16 protein-coding genes are annotated in these 18,589 nt (G+C 59.2%); 10 read left to right on the top strand and 6 right to left on the bottom strand.

What is annotated here, in order from left to right:
* Positions 1 to 70: 70 nt before the first annotated feature.
* On the bottom strand, positions 71 to 2,122 hold the full coding sequence (metG, locus tag V6Z53_RS27360; RefSeq protein WP_338582760.1) for a methionine--tRNA ligase: 2,052 nt from the start codon (positions 2,120 to 2,122) through the stop codon (positions 71 to 73).
* Positions 2,123 to 2,445: 323 nt separating this feature from the next.
* On the opposite strand from metG, the gene apbC reads away from it, so the two are divergent.
* A complete protein-coding gene (apbC, locus tag V6Z53_RS27355; RefSeq protein WP_338582759.1) occupies positions 2,446 to 3,540 on the top strand; it encodes an iron-sulfur cluster carrier protein ApbC in 1,095 nt (364 codons plus the stop codon).
* Positions 3,541 to 3,673: 133 nt separating this feature from the next.
* On the opposite strand, the gene V6Z53_RS27350 is transcribed toward apbC, so the two are convergent.
* Complete coding sequence (locus V6Z53_RS27350; protein ID WP_338582757.1) at positions 3,674 to 4,432, bottom strand: SDR family oxidoreductase; 759 nt, start codon at positions 4,430 to 4,432, stop codon at positions 3,674 to 3,676.
* A 162-nt stretch (positions 4,433 to 4,594) separates the two neighbouring features.
* Between V6Z53_RS27350 and V6Z53_RS27345 the strand changes: the two genes are divergently transcribed.
* The 4 genes from V6Z53_RS27345 (at position 4,595) to groL (ending at position 8,106) form a co-directional block, all read left to right on the top strand.
* Positions 4,595 to 5,326: a HugZ family protein gene (locus V6Z53_RS27345; protein WP_338582755.1), complete on the top strand. Its 732-nt coding sequence runs from the start codon at positions 4,595 to 4,597 to the stop codon at positions 5,324 to 5,326.
* A 66-nt stretch (positions 5,327 to 5,392) separates the two neighbouring features.
* Positions 5,393 to 5,869, top strand: a complete 477-nt coding sequence (locus V6Z53_RS27340; RefSeq protein WP_075945519.1) for an FxsA family protein — start codon at positions 5,393 to 5,395, stop codon at positions 5,867 to 5,869.
* A gap of 247 nt (positions 5,870 to 6,116) precedes the next feature.
* Entirely contained in the window at positions 6,117 to 6,410 is a 294-nt protein-coding gene (locus V6Z53_RS27335) for a co-chaperone GroES (RefSeq protein ID WP_338582752.1), read from the top strand.
* Positions 6,411 to 6,459: 49 nt separating this feature from the next.
* Positions 6,460 to 8,106, top strand: a complete 1,647-nt coding sequence (gene groL, locus V6Z53_RS27330) for a chaperonin GroEL (protein WP_338582751.1) — start codon at positions 6,460 to 6,462, stop codon at positions 8,104 to 8,106.
* 132 nt (positions 8,107 to 8,238) lie between these two features.
* On the opposite strand, the gene V6Z53_RS27325 is transcribed toward groL, so the two are convergent.
* Entirely contained in the window at positions 8,239 to 8,982 is a 744-nt protein-coding gene (locus V6Z53_RS27325; RefSeq protein ID WP_338582750.1) for a phosphatase PAP2 family protein, read from the bottom strand.
* Positions 8,983 to 9,200: 218 nt separating this feature from the next.
* Between V6Z53_RS27325 and colR the strand changes: the two genes are divergently transcribed.
* The 5 genes from colR (at position 9,201) to V6Z53_RS27300 (ending at position 12,912) form a co-directional block, all read left to right on the top strand.
* The gene (colR, locus tag V6Z53_RS27320; protein ID WP_095132512.1) at positions 9,201 to 9,884 is read left to right on the top strand and encodes a two-component system response regulator ColR; all 684 of its coding nucleotides are present in this window, start codon (positions 9,201 to 9,203) and stop codon (positions 9,882 to 9,884) included.
* A complete protein-coding gene (locus V6Z53_RS27315; protein WP_338582747.1) occupies positions 9,874 to 11,148 on the top strand; it encodes a HAMP domain-containing sensor histidine kinase in 1,275 nt (424 codons plus the stop codon). The genes colR and V6Z53_RS27315 overlap by 11 nt, the downstream gene beginning before the upstream one ends.
* 150 nt (positions 11,149 to 11,298) lie before the next feature.
* Positions 11,299 to 11,967: a class I SAM-dependent methyltransferase gene (locus tag V6Z53_RS27310; protein ID WP_338582745.1), complete on the top strand. Its 669-nt coding sequence runs from the start codon at positions 11,299 to 11,301 to the stop codon at positions 11,965 to 11,967.
* Positions 11,968 to 11,971: 4 nt separating this feature from the next.
* A complete protein-coding gene (locus V6Z53_RS27305; protein WP_338582743.1) occupies positions 11,972 to 12,685 on the top strand; it encodes a lipopolysaccharide kinase InaA family protein in 714 nt (237 codons plus the stop codon).
* Positions 12,686 to 12,687: 2 nt separating this feature from the next.
* Positions 12,688 to 12,912: a hypothetical protein gene (locus V6Z53_RS27300; RefSeq protein WP_338582741.1), complete on the top strand. Its 225-nt coding sequence runs from the start codon at positions 12,688 to 12,690 to the stop codon at positions 12,910 to 12,912.
* A 185-nt stretch (positions 12,913 to 13,097) separates the two neighbouring features.
* On the opposite strand, the gene V6Z53_RS27295 is transcribed toward V6Z53_RS27300, so the two are convergent.
* From V6Z53_RS27295 to V6Z53_RS27285, 3 genes are all read right to left on the bottom strand, one after another.
* Positions 13,098 to 16,124: a multidrug efflux RND transporter permease subunit gene (locus tag V6Z53_RS27295; protein WP_338582739.1), complete on the bottom strand. Its 3,027-nt coding sequence runs from the start codon at positions 16,122 to 16,124 to the stop codon at positions 13,098 to 13,100.
* 14 nt (positions 16,125 to 16,138) lie between these two features.
* The gene (locus V6Z53_RS27290) at positions 16,139 to 17,281 is read right to left on the bottom strand and encodes an efflux RND transporter periplasmic adaptor subunit (RefSeq protein WP_338582737.1); all 1,143 of its coding nucleotides are present in this window, start codon (positions 17,279 to 17,281) and stop codon (positions 16,139 to 16,141) included.
* A 207-nt stretch (positions 17,282 to 17,488) separates the two neighbouring features.
* A complete protein-coding gene (locus V6Z53_RS27285; protein ID WP_338582735.1) occupies positions 17,489 to 18,586 on the bottom strand; it encodes a DUF1513 domain-containing protein in 1,098 nt (365 codons plus the stop codon).
* Positions 18,587 to 18,589: the final 3 nt, after the last annotated feature.

Here is an 18,589-nt window from a genome sequence, read left to right as displayed (position 1 = left end):
AGTATGGGCCAGACATGAAAATCCCACAGTCGCGCCAGGCACGACTGTGGGATCGGTTTACCGCAGAAACTTACTTGATGCGCTGACCAGGCTTGGCGCCGCTGTCAGGGCTCAACAGGTAGATTTCTTCACCGCCAGGACCGGCCGCCATCACCATGCCTTCGGAGATGCCGAACTTCATTTTCCGTGGCTTGAGGTTGGCGATCATCATGGTCAGGCGACCATCGAGCTTGGACGGGTCCGGGTAAGCACTCTTGATGCCGGAGAACACGTTGCGCGTCTCGTCGCCGATGTCGAGGGTCAGACGCAACAGCTTGTCCGCGCCTTCCACGTGCTCAGCCTTGACGATCAGTGCGACGCGCAAATCGACTGCCGCGAAAGTGTCGAACTCGATTTCCGGCGACAGCGGGTCCTTGGCCAGTTCGCCATTGCCCGCAGGCGCGGCTGCACCGGTGTCGGTCTGGCTGGCGGTCAGGTCTTCTTTCGAAGCGTCGGTCATGGCTTGCACCTTGACCGGGTCGATTCGGGTCATCAACGGCTTGAACTCGTTCAGCTGATGATTGCTGAGCAAGGTCGCGTGGTCGTTCCAGGTCAGTGGCGCGACGTTGAGGAATGCCTCGGCATCGGCGGCCAGCAGCGGCAGCACAGGCTTGAGGAAGATCACCAGCTGACGGAACAGGTTGACGCCCGTGGCGCAGATGGCCTGGACTTCATCCTGCTTGCCTTCCTGTTTGTTCAGCGACCACGGTGCCTTGTCGGCGATCCAGGCGTTGGCGCGGTCGGCAAGGCCCATGATCTCGCGCATGGCGCGAGCAAAGTCGCGGGCTTCATAGGCGTCGGCGATGCTCGGCGCGGCGGCCAGGAATGCGTCGGTCAGTTCCGGCGCGGCGTTGGTGTCGACCATCACGCCGGCGTTGCCTTTGTTGATGAACCCGGCGCAACGGCTGGCGATGTTGACGACTTTGCCCACCAGGTCAGAGTTGACCTTCTGCACGAAGTCTTCGAGGTTCAGGTCGAGGTCATCGACGCCACGACCCAGCTTGGCTGCGTAGTAATAACGCAGGTATTCCGGCGACAGGTGATCCAGGTAGGTCCGGGCCTTGATGAACGTGCCGCGGGACTTGGACATTTTCTGACCGTTGACAGTCAGGTAGCCGTGCACGTTGATGCCGGTCGGCTTGCGGTAGCCCGCGCCTTCGAGCATGGCTGGCCAGAACAAGGCGTGGAAGTTGACGATGTCCTTGCCGATGAAATGGTACAGCTCTGCGGTGGAATCTTTATTCCAGAACGCGTCGAAATCCAGCTCCGGCGTGCGATCGCAGAGGTTCTTGAAGCTGGCCATGTAGCCGATCGGCGCATCCAGCCACACATAGAAGTACTTGCCCGGCTCGTCAGGGATTTCGAAACCGAAGTACGGCGCATCGCGGGAGATGTCCCACTGTTGCAGGCCGGCGTCCAGCCACTCGGCGATCTTGTTGGCCACGGCGTCTTGCAGGGTGCCGCTGCGGGTCCAGGTTTGCAGCATTTCCTGGAAGTCCGGCAACTTGAAGAAGAAGTGCTGGGAATCCTTGAGCACCGGCGTGGCGCCGGAGATCGCCGACTTCGGATCTTTCAGATCGGTTGGCGCGTAGGTCGCGCCGCATTTTTCGCAGTTGTCGCCGTACTGGTCTTCGGTGCCACATTTCGGGCAGGTGCCCTTGATGAAGCGGTCGGCCAGGAACATTTTCTTTTCCGGGTCGAAATACTGCGTGATCGAACGCGTGGCGATGTGCCCGGCGTCGCGCAGCTTCAGGTAGATCTGGCTCGACAGCTCACGGTTTTCTTCGGCGTGAGTGGAGTGGAAGTTGTCGAAGTCCACCAGGAACTCGGCAAAGTCGGCGCTGTGTTCAGCCTGGACGTTGGCGATCAGTTGTTCCGGGGTGATGCCTTCTTTTTCCGCGCGCAGCATGATCGCCGAACCGTGGGCGTCGTCGGCGCAGACATAAATGCATTGGTTGCCGCGGTGCTTCTGGAAGCGCACCCACATATCGGTCTGGATGTATTCCAGCATATGGCCAAGGTGAATCGAACCATTGGCGTAGGGCAGGGCGCTGGTGACGAGGATCTTGCGTGGCTCGGACATGGGGCTCGGCTACTTGATGAAACGGAGGTCGGCCACTATAAAGCGCCAGCGCATATTTTTCACCCTGTGAGCCTGTTTCCGGATGCGGCGATCGCAATAATTGTGGCGAGGGAGCTTGCTCCCGTTCGGCTGCGCAGCAGTCGTAACGCGATCTGTCTGCCGAACCGGGTAGTCGAAATTGGGGCGGCTTCACCACCCAGCGGGAGCAAGCTCCCTCGCCACGGTTATGCGTTGGCAACAAATGATCTACAAGCATGCCGCCTCGGACCCGGAACAGGTACGATACCCGTCATCTTTTCCAAGTCCTGTTTTCGGAGTTGCCCATGAGCGCCGTCAATCGCGCAGCGGTGGAAGCCGTCCTTCGCCAATACACCGACCCTTACCTGAACCAGGACCCGGTCAGCGCCGGGTGCGTGCGCAACATTGAAGTTCAGGGCGACCGCGTCAGCGTCCAGCTCGAATTGGGTTACGCCGCCGGTCTGTTCAAGAGCGGCTGGGCGCAGATGCTGCAAATGGCTATCGAAGGCCTCGACGGCGTAACGTCGGCCCGCGTCGACATCACCAGCGTCATTGCCGCGCACAAGGCCCAGGCGCAGATTCCTGGCCTGGCCAACGTCAAGAACGTAGTGGCCGTGGCTTCCGGCAAGGGTGGCGTGGGTAAATCCACCACCGCTGCCAACCTGGCATTGGCCCTGGCCCGCGAAGGCGCCAAGGTCGGTATTCTCGATGCGGACATCTACGGTCCGAGCCAGGGCATCATGTTCGGCATCCCGGAGCGCACTCGTCCTGAAATAAAGGACCAGAAGTGGTTTGTGCCGCTCAAATCCCATGGCGTCGAAGTGATGTCCATGGCCTTCCTGACCGACGACAACACACCGATGGTCTGGCGCGGGCCCATGGTTTCCGGCGCCTTGCTGCAACTGGTGACCCAAACCGCTTGGGGCGACCTGGATTATCTGGTCATCGACATGCCGCCAGGCACTGGCGATATCCAGCTGACCCTGGCGCAGAAGGTCCCGGTAGCCGGCGCCGTGATCGTCACCACACCACAAGACCTGGCGTTGCTCGACGCGCGCAAAGGCGTGGAAATGTTCCGCAAGGTCAACATTCCCGTACTGGGCGTGGTGGAAAACATGGCCGTGCACATCTGCTCGAACTGCGGACATGCCGAGCATCTGTTCGGTGAGGGCGGCGGCGTGAAACTGGCTAATCAGTACGGCGTCGAACTGCTGGCCTCGTTGCCGCTGGCTATGGCCATCCGCGAGCAGGCCGATGGCGGCAAGCCAACGGTGATCGCTGAGCCGGACAGCCCGATAGCGCTGGTATATCAGGAGCTGGCTCGCCACGTTGGCGCGCGAATTGTGTTGCAGGAAGCGTTGACGCCGGCGATGCCGAATATCAGCGTCAGCGACGATTGATATTCGCCAGATAAGCGCTGACCCAATGTGGGAGCGGGCTTGCTCGCGAAAGCGGTGTGTCATTCAACCAATAAGTTGACTGATCTATCGCCTTCGCGAGCAAGCCCGCTCCCACATTGGTTTTGGGTTGGGCTTAGATCCGCAACCCGCCATCCATCTCCAGAATCCGACCGGTGTAATAGTCGTTCTCGAAGATGTACGCCGCCGAATGGGCGATCTCGTCAGGCTTGCCCATACGCTTGAGCGGAATCCCGGCAGTCATCTTCTCGAGCGCTTCAGGCTTCATGCCCAGGGTCATTTCGGTTTCGATGAAGCCCGGTGCAATGCCTGCCACGCGAATGCCGTAGCGCGCCAGTTCCTTGGCCCAGGTCACGGTCGCGGCTGCGACACCGGCCTTGGCGGCGGAGTAGTTGGTCTGACCGACGTTGCCAGCGCGGGAAATCGACGAGATATTGATGATCGCGCCGCTGTTGTTCAGCTCGACCATTTTCGCCGCGACTTCACGGGTGCACAGGAACACGCCGGTCAGGTTGACGTCGATCACCGCCTGCCACTGTGCCAGGCTCATCTTGGTCATTTCGCCGTCCTTGACCTTGAGCAGCAGACCGTCACGCAAGATCCCGGCGTTGTTGATCAGGCCGTGGATCGCGCCGAAGTCTTCTGCAACCTGGGCGACCATATGCGTTACTTGCTCTTCATTGGCGACGTTGCACAGATAAGCGCGAGCATCGACACCTTTGGCCTTGCAGGCGGCCACCGCGTCGTCGAGTTTTTCCTGGTTCAGGTCGACCAGGGCCAGCTTCGCGCCTTTGCCCGCGAAATACTCGGCCATCGAGCGGCCTAAACCCTGGCAACCGCCAGTGATAATGATTACTTTGTCAGTGAGTTGCATTCGCATGCCCCGGTAGCAGGTCTGAGTGGTTTCCTTAGAGAGCCTCTCGATCTGCACCTGACGTGGCCTGGCTGCACATGAGAACTGCCCCGATGGCGTGCTGGGACTTTCCACCAGCAGCCCGTCCGTTTTTCTGACGGATTCTATATAAGGAGTCATAAATTGAGCGTTGAAGCGGCTAAGCATGCACGAGAATTGCTTCTCAAGGAATACCGTGGAGTGCTCTCCACGCACTCCAAATCAATGCCCGGTTTCCCGTTCGGCTCCGTAGTTCCGTACTGTCTGGACGAGCAGGGCCGGCCGCTGATCCTGATCAGCCGTATCGCCCAGCACACGCACAATTTGCAAAAAGACCCGAAATGCTCGTTGTTCGTGGGTGAGCGCGGCGCTGAAGACGTACAGGCGGTCGGTCGTCTGACTTATCTGGCTGAAGCACGGCAGCTCGAAGACGAAACTTCCATCGAAGCAGCCGCCGAGCGTTACTACCGCTATTTCCCGGAGTCGCAGGGCTACCACAATGCCCACGATTTCGATTTCTGGGTACTGACGCCTGTGCGTCACCGTTACATTGGTGGTTTTGGTGCGATTCACTGGGTCAACGAGCTGACGCTGGCCAACCCGTTCGCCGGCAAGGCTGAAATCAGCATGGTCGAGCACATGAACGCGGATCACGCCAAGGCCATTGCCCATTACGTGGACCTGGCGGGTTTGCCGAAAACTTCGCCAGCACAATTGGTCGGTATCGACACCGAAGGCATGCACCTGCGCATCGGTCAAAGCCTGTACTGGCTGCCGTTCCAAGGGTCGTGTAATACGCCGACACAAGTTCGCGAAGCCTTGGTTTTCCTGGCTCACGCTGAACATTGGCCGAAAAATGAAGTGGCCGACGCTTGAATTCACGAAACGGCGACGTCATCTAAGGTGAACTGGCAAGGCATTCTTGCGTTGAGGAACCATTTGATGCGCCCTTTTTTGTTGCTCTTTCTGCTGTTCCCGGTGTTGGAGCTGTTCGTATTCGTCAAGGTGGCAGGGGCTATCGGGTTTTTCCCGGCCCTGCTGCTGATCATTCTCGGCTCGATGTTCGGCGTGTTCGTGCTGCGCATCGCCGGCCTGGCCACGGCGCTGCGTGCCCGTGAAAGCCTGAACCGCGGCGAGTTGCCGGCCCAGACCATGCTCGAAGGCCTGATGCTGGCGTTGGCCGGTGGTCTGTTGATCCTGCCGGGCTTCATCAGCGACGTGATCGGCCTGATCATGCTGCTGCCGATCAGCCGTCGGCTGCTGGCCAATAAAATGCGCCAGCGCGCCGAAGAGCAGGCGATCCGCCAACGGGCGTTTGCCGATGACCTCCAGGCCCGTGGCGGTCCTGCACCGCGCGAACCCTTGGGTCGTGAGCCCAATGTGATCGAAGGCGAGTTCGAACACCGCGATACCAAGTAACACCTCAGCGACACGGCACCTTCGGGTGCCGTGTTCGTTTGCGGGACATCGACATGAAAATTTTTCGATGCCCACCCTTGTAATAAGCTTATGCGCCCTTATGTAACGGTCACCGCAAGGTTTCTGGCGATCACGCCAGACAGACTTCCGCGGTTCGCTTGACGAACCGCACCCGGCACCGCCGGACTTTGTTAAACCCGCCGGGACTACACCGGCCGATGAAAACCACAATTAGGAGAGATCGACAATGAAGCTTCGTCCTCTGCATGACCGCGTCGTCATCCGTCGCAGCGAAGAAGAAAAGAAAACCGCTGGCGGTATCGTCCTGCCAGGTTCGGCTGCTGAAAAAGCCAACAGCGGTGAAATCCTCGCAGTCGGCACCGGCCGCGTACTGGAAAACGGTGAAGTGCGCGCACTGGCCGTCAAGGTTGGCGACAAGGTTGTGTTCGGTCCTTACTCCGGCAGCAACACTGTGAAAATCGACGGCGAAGACCTGCTGGTAATGAGCGAGAACGAAATCCTCGCTGTTATCGAAGGCTGATTACCCGCTCATTTTCCCGCGACTACAAAGTATTTAAGGAATATCGATCATGGCTGCTAAAGAAGTTCTGTTTGGCGATTCCGCCCGCAAGAAAATGCTCAAAGGCGTCAACGTCCTGGCTGACGCGGTAAAAGCGACCCTGGGCCCGAAAGGCCGTAACGTGATCATCGAGAAGAGCTTCGGCGCTCCGACCATCACCAAGGACGGCGTTTCCGTCGCCAAAGAAATCGAACTCGAAGACCGTTTCGAAAACATGGGCGCGCAGCTGGTCAAAGACGTTGCCTCCCGTGCCAACGATGACGCTGGTGACGGTACTACCACCGCTACCGTTCTGGCTCAGTCGATCGTCAACGAAGGCCTGAAAGCCGTCGCTGCCGGCATGAACCCGATGGACCTGAAGCGCGGCATCGACAAGGCGACCATCGCCATCGTCAAAGAGCTGAAAAACCTGTCCAAGCCATGCGCTGACACCAAGGCAATCGCTCAGGTTGGCACCATCTCCGCCAACTCCGACAACTCCATCGGCGACATCATTGCCGAAGCCATGGAAAAAGTCGGTAAAGAAGGCGTGATCACCGTTGAAGAAGGCACTGGCCTGGAAAACGAACTGTCGGTTGTAGAAGGCATGCAGTTCGACCGTGGCTACCTGTCCCCGTACTTCGTCAACAAGCCGGAAACCATGGTTGCCGAGCTGGACAACCCGCTGGTTCTGCTGGTCGACAAAAAGATCTCGAACATCCGCGAAATGCTGCCAGTGCTGGAAGCCGTTGCCAAAGCCGGCCGTCCACTGCTGATCGTTTCCGAAGACGTTGAAGGCGAAGCCCTGGCGACTCTGGTCGTGAACAACATGCGTGGCATCGTTAAAGTCGCGGCCGTCAAGGCTCCAGGCTTCGGCGACCGTCGCAAGGCCATGCTGCAGGACATCGCCGTTCTGACCGGCGGTACCGTTATCTCCGAAGAGATCGGCCTGAGCCTGGAAGCCGCTACCCTGGAAAACCTGGGCAGCGCCAAGCGCGTGACCATCTCCAAGGAAAACACCATCATCGTTGATGGTTCTGGCGTAGCCGGCGACATCGAGTCCCGCATTGCCCAGATCCGTGCACAGGTTGCCGAAACTTCCTCGGACTACGACCGTGAAAAACTGCAAGAGCGTCTGGCCAAGCTGTCCGGCGGCGTTGCAGTGATCAAGGTTGGCGCTGGTTCCGAAGTTGAAATGAAAGAGAAGAAAGCCCGCGTTGAAGACGCCCTGCACGCTACCCGTGCAGCCGTTGAAGAAGGCGTGGTACCTGGCGGTGGCGTTGCACTGATCCGTGCTCTGCAAACCCTGAACGATCTGAAAGGCGACAACGCTGATCAGGACGTGGGTATCGCTGTTCTGCGTCGTGCCGTTGAAGCACCGCTGCGCCAGATCGCTGCCAACAGCGGTGACGAGCCAAGCGTTGTGGTCAACGAAGTCAAGAACGGCAAAGGTAACTTCGGTTACAACGCTGCGACTGGCGAATACGGCGACATGATCGAAATGGGCATCCTGGACCCAACCAAGGTTACCCGTTCCGCTCTGCAAGCTGCATCGTCGATCGGCGGTCTGATCCTGACCACCGAAGCCGCTGTTGCTGATGCACCGAAGAAAGACGGCGGTGCTGGCGGCGGTATGCCAGACATGGGCGGTATGGGCGGCATGGGCGGCATGATGTAAGCCAGCCTCACCCCTGTACTAAAAACCCCGCCTGCGAAAGCAGGCGGGGTTTTTTATTGCCTTTTACAAACATCAAAGTCAAAGGATCGCCCGAGGGCTCGGTCCGCGCTCGGGCGATCTTTTGATCTTCTATCAAGCCCTTACCGGTTCGGCCTTGTCTACTCGTTCAACGCTGGATGCCGGCCGATAAAGAATCCAGTAATACGACCCCAAACAAATCAGCCAGCAGAACACTGCCGTCCACACGTTGTGCGAGAAAAAGTGCGCACCCTGCATCATCCGTCCAATGGAAAACACCGTGCCGAGGGCGAAGGCAAAAACAAACGCCGCCCGTGCCAGTCGTGGGCGACGATCACGCAACACAAAGAACAACGCAAACAGCGTGAACCCGGTTGCCGCATGACCACCCGGCCAGCAGCGGCCCGGTTTTTCCGTAGCCGGTCGAGGGCTCAGCAATTCACTGTAGGTCTCATGCCCGCCGAACTGTTCAAGGCTCCACGGGCATTGCACCGCCGTCACCGCTTTCATCGGCGTGACAAAGGACGTCGCCAAACCCAGGGACAGCACCAGACAGCCCAATTCCCGTTTGAACGGCTTGAGCCTTGCCATGAAAAACGAGCCGGCAAAGCCAAGGATGGCAAATACCGAGAAAGCGATGACCACTTGTTTGGCGCGATCGTGCAGGACCGTTTCCAGGAAATAACTGTGTCGACCGATGAAATCCCCGGCGGCCGGGTCGTAGAACAGTTTGGCCAGGTCCATGTCCAGAGACGTCAGTTCGAGCAGCACCAGAATGATTGCCGCAACGGCAGGAACTCCAAGGCAAACCCAGAAGTTGAGCGGGCGAGAAGCGGGGCGGACAAGGGTCGAAGCCATGCGGGTTCCTTGGTTGGGAAAGTGTTCTGAAATGCGCAGCCGCGCAGAGTTTGAACCCGATCCTGTCGTCAACGTGTGAATCGATAGTGAAAAAGTCGTTAACCCTGCAAACGTTTGATTTCAGCCATGCCAGCCGCACGCAATCCTAGCCCTGAGCCACACTTGGCCTTAAGCTGCGCGGGCCAAGACGGCCGTTACTGTGTACGGAGAAGGTGCCCATGCGAATTTTATTGGTTGAAGACAACCGCGATATCCTCGCCAATCTGGCCGATTACCTGGGGCTCAAAGGATATACCGTGGATTGTGCACAGGACGGTTTGTCGGGCCTGCATCTGGCGGCCACCGAGCATTACGACCTGATCGTGCTCGACATCATGCTGCCCGGCATCGACGGCTACACCCTGTGCAAACGCCTGCGTGAAGATGCCCGTCGCGACACGCCAGTAATCATGCTCACCGCGCGCGATCAACTGGACGACCGGTTGCAGGGCTTCAAGTCCGGTGCCGACGATTACCTGATCAAGCCATTTGCCCTGTCTGAGCTGGCGGCGCGCATCGAGGCCGTCATGCGCCGTGCCCAGGGCGGTGGGCGTCGCACCTTGCAAGTCGGTGACTTGATCTATGACCTCGACACGCTTGAAGTCACCCGCGAAGGCCGATTGCTCAAACTCAACCCGGTGGGATTGAAGCTGCTGGCGGTGCTGATGCAGAAAAGCCCTCACGTATTGCGCCGGGAAATTCTCGAAGAAGCGTTGTGGGGCGACGACTGCCCGGACAGCGACAGCCTGCGCAGCCACGTCCACCAGTTGCGTCAGGTGATCGACAAACCGTTCGCCAAACCGTTGCTGCAAACCGTGCACGGTGTGGGTTATCGCTTGGCCGAGGGCCGTGATGGAGTTTAAGCAGAGCCTTGCTCAACGGATCATCATTGCCTTTGCGCTGATGAGCGCACTGGTAGCGGGCGCCTTTGCCATGGGCATCGTCGCCACCGTGCACCTGGTGGAAGAAAAACTGATCTCGGCTGGCCTGGGCGGCGACTTGCAACGGCTGTTGCTGATGGACAACGTCTCCGACTGGAGCCATCGCCCGGAACCGGACCAGTTGTTCTATTTCAGCGGCGGACCGGGCGATTTTGAGCTGCCCAAGGATTTGCGTCATCTGGACTCGGGATTTCACGAGGTCTTCCGCGAGCAGCTGTCGTACCACGCGATGGTCGAGATCGTCGACGGTCGGCGCTATGTGTTGCTGCAGGACCAGAGCGATTTCGAAGAGCGTGAACGGGTGCTGTTTGCCGTCGTCCTCGTAGGCTTCGTGCTCAGCCTGGCATTGGCGGTTTTCCTCGGCTGGGTGCTGGCGCGCAAGGTGATGGCGCCTGTTGTGCGATTGGCTCGGCAGGTTCGTCATCGTGATCAGTTGTTGGGCTTGGCGCCGCCTCTGGCGCCAGATTATGCGGCCGATGAAGTGGGTGAGTTGGCCGTGGCCTTCGATGCCACCCTCGGCCGCCTGCGTCAGGCATTGACCCGGGAGCGCTTGTTCACCAGTGATGTCAGTCATGAACTGCGCACGCCGTTGATGGTGTTGGCCAGTTCTTGCGAGTTGCTGCTGGAAAATCCGGGCATCGACCAGCGCGGTCGTGCTCAGGTCGAACGAATCGCCCGAGCCAGCGAAGAAATGCGCGAGCTGGTTCAAACTTTCCTGATGCTCGCCCGCGCTCAGCGCGAAGATGCCGGCATGTCACCGCAGCAAACGCTCAGCGGCGTGGCCGATGGCTTGATCGGTCAGTGGCGCGGGCCGATCGAGACCAAAGGCCTGACCCTGGTTTTTGATCCGGGCCAGCCACAGAACATTCGCTACAACGCCACTTTCCTCAATGCAGTGATGGGAAACCTGCTGCGTAACGCACTGCATTACACCGAACGCGGGTTCATCCGACTAACCTTGACCGCCACGGGGTTCCTGGTCGAAGACAGCGGCGTGGGCATTCCCGAAGAGAAACGCGAGGCGATGTTCGAGCCTTTCGTGCGAGGTAATGAAAAACGTGGCGAAGGCCTGGGATTGGGGCTGTCGCTGGTGCAACGGATCTGTGAAAACCAGGGCTGGAGCGTCAGCCTGACGAACATGGAGCCCCATGGCTGTCGTTTTGAGGTGCAATTGCAGGCGTCTTAGTTGCATTTCGCTGGCCGGCTCCAGTTTGTTTTGCAAAGCCTGGAAACACTTCAGGGTTTTACATGACAATTTTTTCACAATTGGATGACTTGGCACTGACATTGCGCTGCCTAAGGTGGATGCCATCAGAAGTGCAAGGAGACCTTGGTGATGGCCGGTCCAATCAAGCTGGATTTTTCCGAAAAATACGACGATCAACACGCGCAACGCTACCTGCGTAAACACCAGGATGGCCTTGGCCGTCGACTGTCCCATTGGCGCGATGAGCAGCTGGCGCGCAAAGCGCTGACACTGATCGGTGAGCCGGGTCTGGTCCTCGATTTGCCCTGCGGCGCAGGACGATTCTGGCCGTTGCTGGCAGAAAAACCCAACCGGGTGATCATCGGCGCCGACAACTCCGAGTCCATGATCAAGATTGCTACAGAGGCACAACCCGCCGAAGTGGTCAAACGGGTACAACCCTTGCACACTTCTGCATTCGACATCGCCTTGCCTGATAACGCCGTCGACAGCATTTTCTGCATGCGTTTGCTCCATCACATCGGTGAAGCCGAGCATCGACTGGCCATTCTGCGCGAATTCGAACGCGTCACCCGCGACAGCGTTGTCCTTTCGCTGTGGGTCGACGGTAATTTCAAGGCGTGGAAACGCAAGCGCGCAGAGAGAACCCGTGGGCAGGAAGGTTACCAAAATCGTTTTGTGTTACCGGCTGTTACGGTAGAAAAGGAATTTGAACAAGCGGGTTTCAGAATTCAGGAACGTCTGGACTTTTTGCCGCTCTATGCCATGTGGCGGGTTTACGTATTACGCAAGAGGTAACAGGATGGCAGTGCAGTGTGCAGCAGGATCGAACGTCGTTTCCCAGGACCGCTTCGACTATTTCTGGAATCAGCGCGGTGAATGGGTAGAAGAGCCCAACGTCCGTCGCGGAGGAGAAAGTGGCGTGCAGCGCATCGTGGGTAGCGATGGTCAGTTGCTCTACGCGAAGCGACAAACCGGCCATATTCACCGTAGCTTGCTGCACCCCTTCGGGCGGCCGACGGTGTTGCGCGAACGCGATGCGCTCACCGGTGTGAGTGCGCTTGGCGTGCGCGTTCCGGAAATCGTTTTTTGCGGGGCACAGCGCGATCCGGTGCACAAATGGCGCGCATTGCTGGTCACCAAATCACTGGACGGCTTCGAAGAAATCGAACACTGGTACGCCGGTGGTGGCCGCGAGCGTCACGGTGAGGCGGTGCACGATCGAGTCCTGAAGGAGTTGGCGGACAACCTGGCGCGCATGCACAAGGGTCGTTGGCAGCACAGCTGCCTCTATATCAAGCACGTGTTCGTGCGCGTGACCGGTGAAGGTGACGCCGCCACGGTCGAGGTCGCGTTGATCGATCTGGAGAAGTGCCGGCAGCGTCTGACCGCCCATCAGGCGGCAGCCCATGATATGAAGCAACTGCGTCGCCACTCGTCGTTCAGCCCTACGGATTGGGAAAAACTCGTCTACCTTTATAAGACGGCGTTTGGCAGCGCTATCAAAGGTTTATAGCAATGAAACTCGAAGTTGCGCGAGGTTTGTTTCTGGTAGGAGCCTTGGCAGTTGCTTCACTCGCGGTGGCTGCCTGGGAGCAGCCACGCACGCAAGTTCTCAGTTCAGCGAACGGCGAATATTGCCCATTGCCACGGGTTGCCAAAACAACCGTGGCTACCCAGCCCGACCATGATTTGTTGCTGTTCATGTTCGGTCTGTCTCAAGGAATGAGGCCGCAAAGTTGAACAGAATGAAGCCAAAATAAAAGGCCTCGCTGATGCGAGGCCTTTTTTGTTTGCCCCGGTTGTCCGGCCATCACGCTTATCTAATGTGAGAGCGGGCTTGCTCGCGAAGACGGCTGAACATGCAACAGGGATGTTGACTGAAATACCGTTTCGCGAGCAAGCCCGCTCCCACAAGTTCAACGGTGTCAGGGCTTATCGGGCTTGGCCAGCAACGTGTACACGCACGGCAGCACAAACAAAGTGAACAACGTGCCGATCGACATTCCCGTCGCAATCACCGTCCCGATATCAAACCGGCTGACCGCCCCGGCACCCGTCGCGATGATCAACGGCACCATGCCGAATACCATCGCGGCGGTCGTCATCAACACGGGCCGCAGACGAATGGCCGCCGCTTCTTCCACGGCCTCGCGGGCTGTCAGGCCCTTGTCCTTGCGCAACTGGTTGGCGAATTCGACGATCAGGATGCCGTGTTTGCTGATCAGCCCGATCAGCGTCACCAACCCGACCTGGGTATAGATGTTCATGCTCGACCAGCCGAGAAACAGCGGTATCAATGCACCACAGATCGACAATGGCACCGTCACCAGTATCACCAACGGATCGCGGAAGCTTTCGAACTGGGCGGCCAGTACCAGGAAGATGATCGCCAATGCCAGGGCAAAGGTGACCCACAACGCACTGCCTTCCTGAACGTATTGTCGTGATGCACCGGCATAGTCGATTGCAAAGCCCGCGGGCGCCTCTTCCCGGGCGATCTGGCGCACGGTATCGATGGCCTCGCCCATGCTGACCAGCGGTACCCCGGAAAGGATCGCCGAGTTGAGTTGTTGAAACTGGTTCAGTTGCCGTGGCCGCGCCCGGTCGGTCACCGTGATCAGGGTCGACAGGGCCAGTAGCTCACCCTGGGTGTTCTTCACGTAATAATTGTTCAGCCAGTCCGGGTTATCCCGGAAGGGGCGTTCAACCTGGGCAATGACTTTGTAACTGCGACCTTCGATGGTGAAACGGTTGATCTCGGCTTCACCCAGCAAGGTCGCCAGTGTTCCCCCGAGGTCCTGCATCGAAACGCCCATCTGCGCGGCCTTGGCGCGATCGATATCCACCACCACCTCAGGCTTGTCGAAAGCCAGGTCAACGTCGACGAAAGCGAACTGACCGGATTCCATCGCGCGTTTCTTCACCCGGTCCATCACTTGCAGCAGCAACTCGTAATCGTTGGCGGTATTGATGACGAACTGGAAGGGCAGCCCCTCACCGGTACCCGGCAATGACGGCAGGTTGAAGCCGAAAATCTGCAATCCCGGGATACTTTCAAGCTTGGCCTGAACATCGGGCAGGATCTGCATCTGCGTCCGGCTGCGCTCGTTCCACGGTTTGAGCAAGAAACCGCCGATCCCCGATTGCACGCCATTGAAGCCGTTGATCTGGAACGAGGAGTAGTACTCGGGAAACGCCTTGAAGATCGAGATGAACTCGTCGGTGTAGGTGTTCAGGTAATCGAGGTTGGTTGGTTGCGGGGCGTTGGCCATCATGAAGATGATGCCCTGGTCCTCGTCCGGCGCCAGTTCCGACTTGGTGAACTTGAGCAACACCGGAATCAGGCACAGCACGATCACCGCGAACACCAGCACCACCGGCCGGGTATTGAGCGTGCCGTGCAGCATGCGTTGATATCGGCGTTTGAGGCCTTCGAAAATCATATCCAGGCGATGGGCCAAACCGCTGGGGTTTTCATCGTGACGCAGCAAAAAGGCGCACATCATCGGCGACAATGTCAGCGCCACGATGCCGGAAATCACCACGGCACCGGCCAGGGTCAGGGCGAATTCCTTGAACAAGGCCCCGGTAAGCCCCGTCAGGAAGCCGATCGGTGCATACACGGCCGCCAGGGTAATGGTCATCGAAACCACCGGCATGGCGATTTCCCGGGCGCCCTCGATTGCGGCGTCCGTCGGTGTCTTGCCTTCCTCGATGTGGCGGTGGATGTTTTCCACCACCACGATCGCGTCATCCACCACCAGACCGATGGCTAACACCATCGCCAGCAGGGTCAGCAAGTTGATCGAGTAGCCCATCATCTGCATGAAGAACATCACGCCGATCATCGACAGCGGGATGGTGACCACCGGGATCACCACCGAACGCAGTGCACCGAGGAACAGGAACACCACCACGATCACGATCAGCACCGCTTCGAACAGGGTTTTCACCACTTCATCGATGGAAGCCTGAATGAACAGCGTGGCGTCGTAGGCGATTTCACCCTTGAGGTTCGGCGGCAGCTGAGCCTCAAGGTCCGGCATGATCTTGCGCACTTCCTTGATCACGTCCAGCGGGTTGGCGCCGGGCGTGGCCTTGATGCCGATGTACACCGAGGGCGTACCGCCGAAGGAGCTGATGGTGTCGTAGTTTTCCGCGCCCATCTCGACCCGTGCCACATCGCGCAGCAACACGCGACTGTCGCCGTCGACCTTCAGCGGGATCGCGGCGAAGGCCTCGGCGGACTTGAGTTCGGTACTGGCGTTGATGCTGGTCACCACGTACTCGCCCTTCACCTCGCCGGCAGCGGAGAGGAAGTTGTACTGGCGCACCGCGTTGGTCACGTCACTGGCCGTCAGCCCGAAACCGGCGAGTTTCACCGGGTCCAGCCACAGGCGCATGGCGAACACCTGGTTGCCGAGAATCTCGGCTTCGGCCATGCCCGGCAAGGTCGCGAGTTTTGGCTGGATCACCCGCGACAGGTAGTCGGTGATCTGTGGGTTGCTCAGTTCCTTACTGAAAAAGCTGATGTACATCAGCGCCGAGGCGTCGGCGGCTTCCTTGCTCAGGACCGGGTCTTCGGCGTCCTGAGGCAATTGGTTCTTGACCTCGTTGGCCTTGGCCAACAGTTCGGTGAACAGGCGATCGCTGTTGGCGCCGATACGCGCGTAGATCGAGATCACCGAGAAGTTCTGCCGACTGACCGAGGTCATGTAGTCGATGCCCTCGGCGCTGGCCAGGCTTTGCTGCATCGGCTGGGTGATGTAGCCCTGAATGGTTTCGGCGTTGGCCCCGGGGTACGCGGTGGTCACCGTGATCAGGGCGTTTTCCATTTGCGGGTATTGGCGCAGCGGCAACTTGCTCCAGGCTTGAAAGCCCAGCAGCACGATCAGCAGGCTGACCACGGTGGCGAGCACCGGGCGGCGGATGAACGGGTCAGTAAAAGCCATTGGAGGTTCCTTGATCAGTCAGCGCGAGGCTGACTGTTCTTTTCGGCCAGGGTCTTGTCGTCGCTGATGGCGATGTGCGCACCGTTGTCCAGTTTGATCTGGCCGGCCGTGACAACCGTTTCACCGTTCTGCACGCCTTTGGTGACCATCACCATCCCGTCGCGACGCTCGCCGGTTTCGACGAAGCGCCGTTCAGCGATAAGGATCGGTTGGCCTTTGTCGTCCTTTTCGACACTGCCGTCTTCGGCTTTCTTCTGGGTGGCGACATAGACCGAATTGCCGTAGAGCGTGTAGGTGATCGCACTTTCCGGTACGACGATGCGCGGCTGCGGATCGGGCAACATGACCTGCAGGCTGGCGAACATCCCCGGCAGCAGCTTGCCGTCAGGGTTGGCCAGGGTCGCGCGGACCTGCACGTTGCGGGTGCTGTTTTCGACTTTCGGGTTGATGGCGCTGATGGTGCCGGGGAATTCCTCGGTCGGATAAGCCGCGACAATAAGCTGCACGGGTTGGCCGACGGCAATCTTCGGCACCGATTGCTCGGGCACGAAAAAGTCGACGTAGAGGCTGCTGAGGTCCTGCAGGGTGGCGATCATGGTGCCGGTGGCGACGTAGTCGCCGACATCCACCTGACGAATGCCGATGGTGCCGCTGAACGGAGCGAGAATGCTTTTTTTGCCGAGTGCAGCCCTGAGCTGGTTGACCGTGGCCTTGCTCTTTTTCAGGACTGCCGAGAGTCGGTCGAACTCACCTTTGGAAATGGCCTGGCTGCCGACCAGTTGGCTGCCGCGGGAGTAATCCACCTGCGCCAGGCCGAGGTCGGCCTGTGCGGTTTCCAGCAGGGCGCTTTCCACGGCGCTGTCCAGCCGCACGATCGGCTGGCCGGCCTTGACCTTCTGCCCTGATTCGAACTGTACATCGATGACAGTCCCGTCGGTCTCAAGGCTCAGGTCCACCCCTTGCAATGCCTTGAGCGTGCCGACCGTGGGCAGGCGGGCTTGCCATGGCCGTTCGGTCGCCGTGGCCACAGCGACGCTGATCGGAGGTTTCGGCGCGGAGAAGCCTTGAATCATCGTGTAGAAGGCTTTGTAACCGGCCAGGACCAGCACGATCAACAGAACAACACCCAACATGATCAGCATGCGGCGACGCAGCATATTTCCAGTTCCTTGGAGAAAATCAGGTGAGACAGTGGGGCACATTACCGCGACTGGGAAGGGTAATCCAACTGCCAGTTTTTACAGGTACGCTCTGCCCTTGTAGGAGCCGAGCTTGCTCGCGATAGCGGTGTGTCAGTCAGCATGATGCTGCATGTGCGGCCGTCATCGCGAGCAAGCTCGGCTCCTACAAAGAGAAGGGTGTTTTCAGATGAGGTGAAGATGGTTGTCCCAGAGCCCTGCCGGCAGCTCCAGTGGTTTTGCAACCAGATCTGTCTGGCGGCAATCGTAGTAGCGGCAGCGGCCCTGGCCCGAGGTCACGACAAACCCGTCGGCCACCGCACCAACCCCGGCGCAATCGGGAAGCGGCGCGTCCAGGCGCACTTCACCGCTATCCAGGTCCCAGATGAAAAAGCGGTTGCCCCGTGGCGCGGTCAAGGCCACCAGCCGCAAATCACTGTGTACAGCGACGCTCGCGGTGTAGTGCCCCATGGCCTGCAACTGATGCTCGGGCACCGGGAATGCCACGAACGGCTGGCCGGGGCGCTTGATCGCCAGCAGTTCCGATTTTTCGTGCGAAGCGCCCATGAATTGCTGGCCGGCGACGATGGTGCCGTCGCTGGCAATGCCCAGGTGACGCACGCTGTTCATTTGCTGGGGAAGCGTTTCCTTGCTCAGCAGAGTGCCATCGCGCTGCATCAGGACCAGGCTTGGCTCCATTGCATTGAGGTTCATCTCGACCCGGCTTTCGGCTTCGGTGCGGATGCCGCCGTTGGCCACCACCAGCGTTTCGCCATCGGGCATCCACGACACTTGATGCGGGCCGATGCCGTGGGTGGAAATCTCTCCGCTGTGCACCAGTCGCTCACCTTCGAACTTATACACACCGAGCAGGCCGCGACCTGGATCGCTGGTGTCGTTTTCGGTGGCGTACAACCAGTCGCCGCTGTGATGAATCACCGCGTGACCGTAGAAGTGCCGGTTCGGCTGCGACGTCACGGTTTGCAGCAGCGTGCCGTCACGCAAGTCGATCAGGTAGCTCTCGGTGCCGGGACGCCGGGCGACAAACAGCGCGATCGGCAGCGTCGGGTGATTGATGATGTCGTGGCAGCGCTGGCCGACCTGGGTGGCAAACACCCGGGTGCCGTCCAGCCGATATCCGACGGCGTAATGCTTGCCATCAGTATCGTCCCGCGCCGAAAGCAGCAACGGGCTGGCATCCTTCTGCCTGAACAGCTTCCAGCCGCCCAGTGTCACTGCTCCCAGCAGCAAACTCCCTAAGGTCAGAGCCTGACGTCGCAGCATGGC

Origin of the sequence: Pseudomonas sp. MAG733B, assembly GCF_036884845.1 — a bacterium.
Lineage (GTDB): Bacteria > Pseudomonadota > Gammaproteobacteria > Pseudomonadales > Pseudomonadaceae > Aquipseudomonas.
This window is presented reverse-complemented; position numbering and strand designations above follow the sequence as displayed.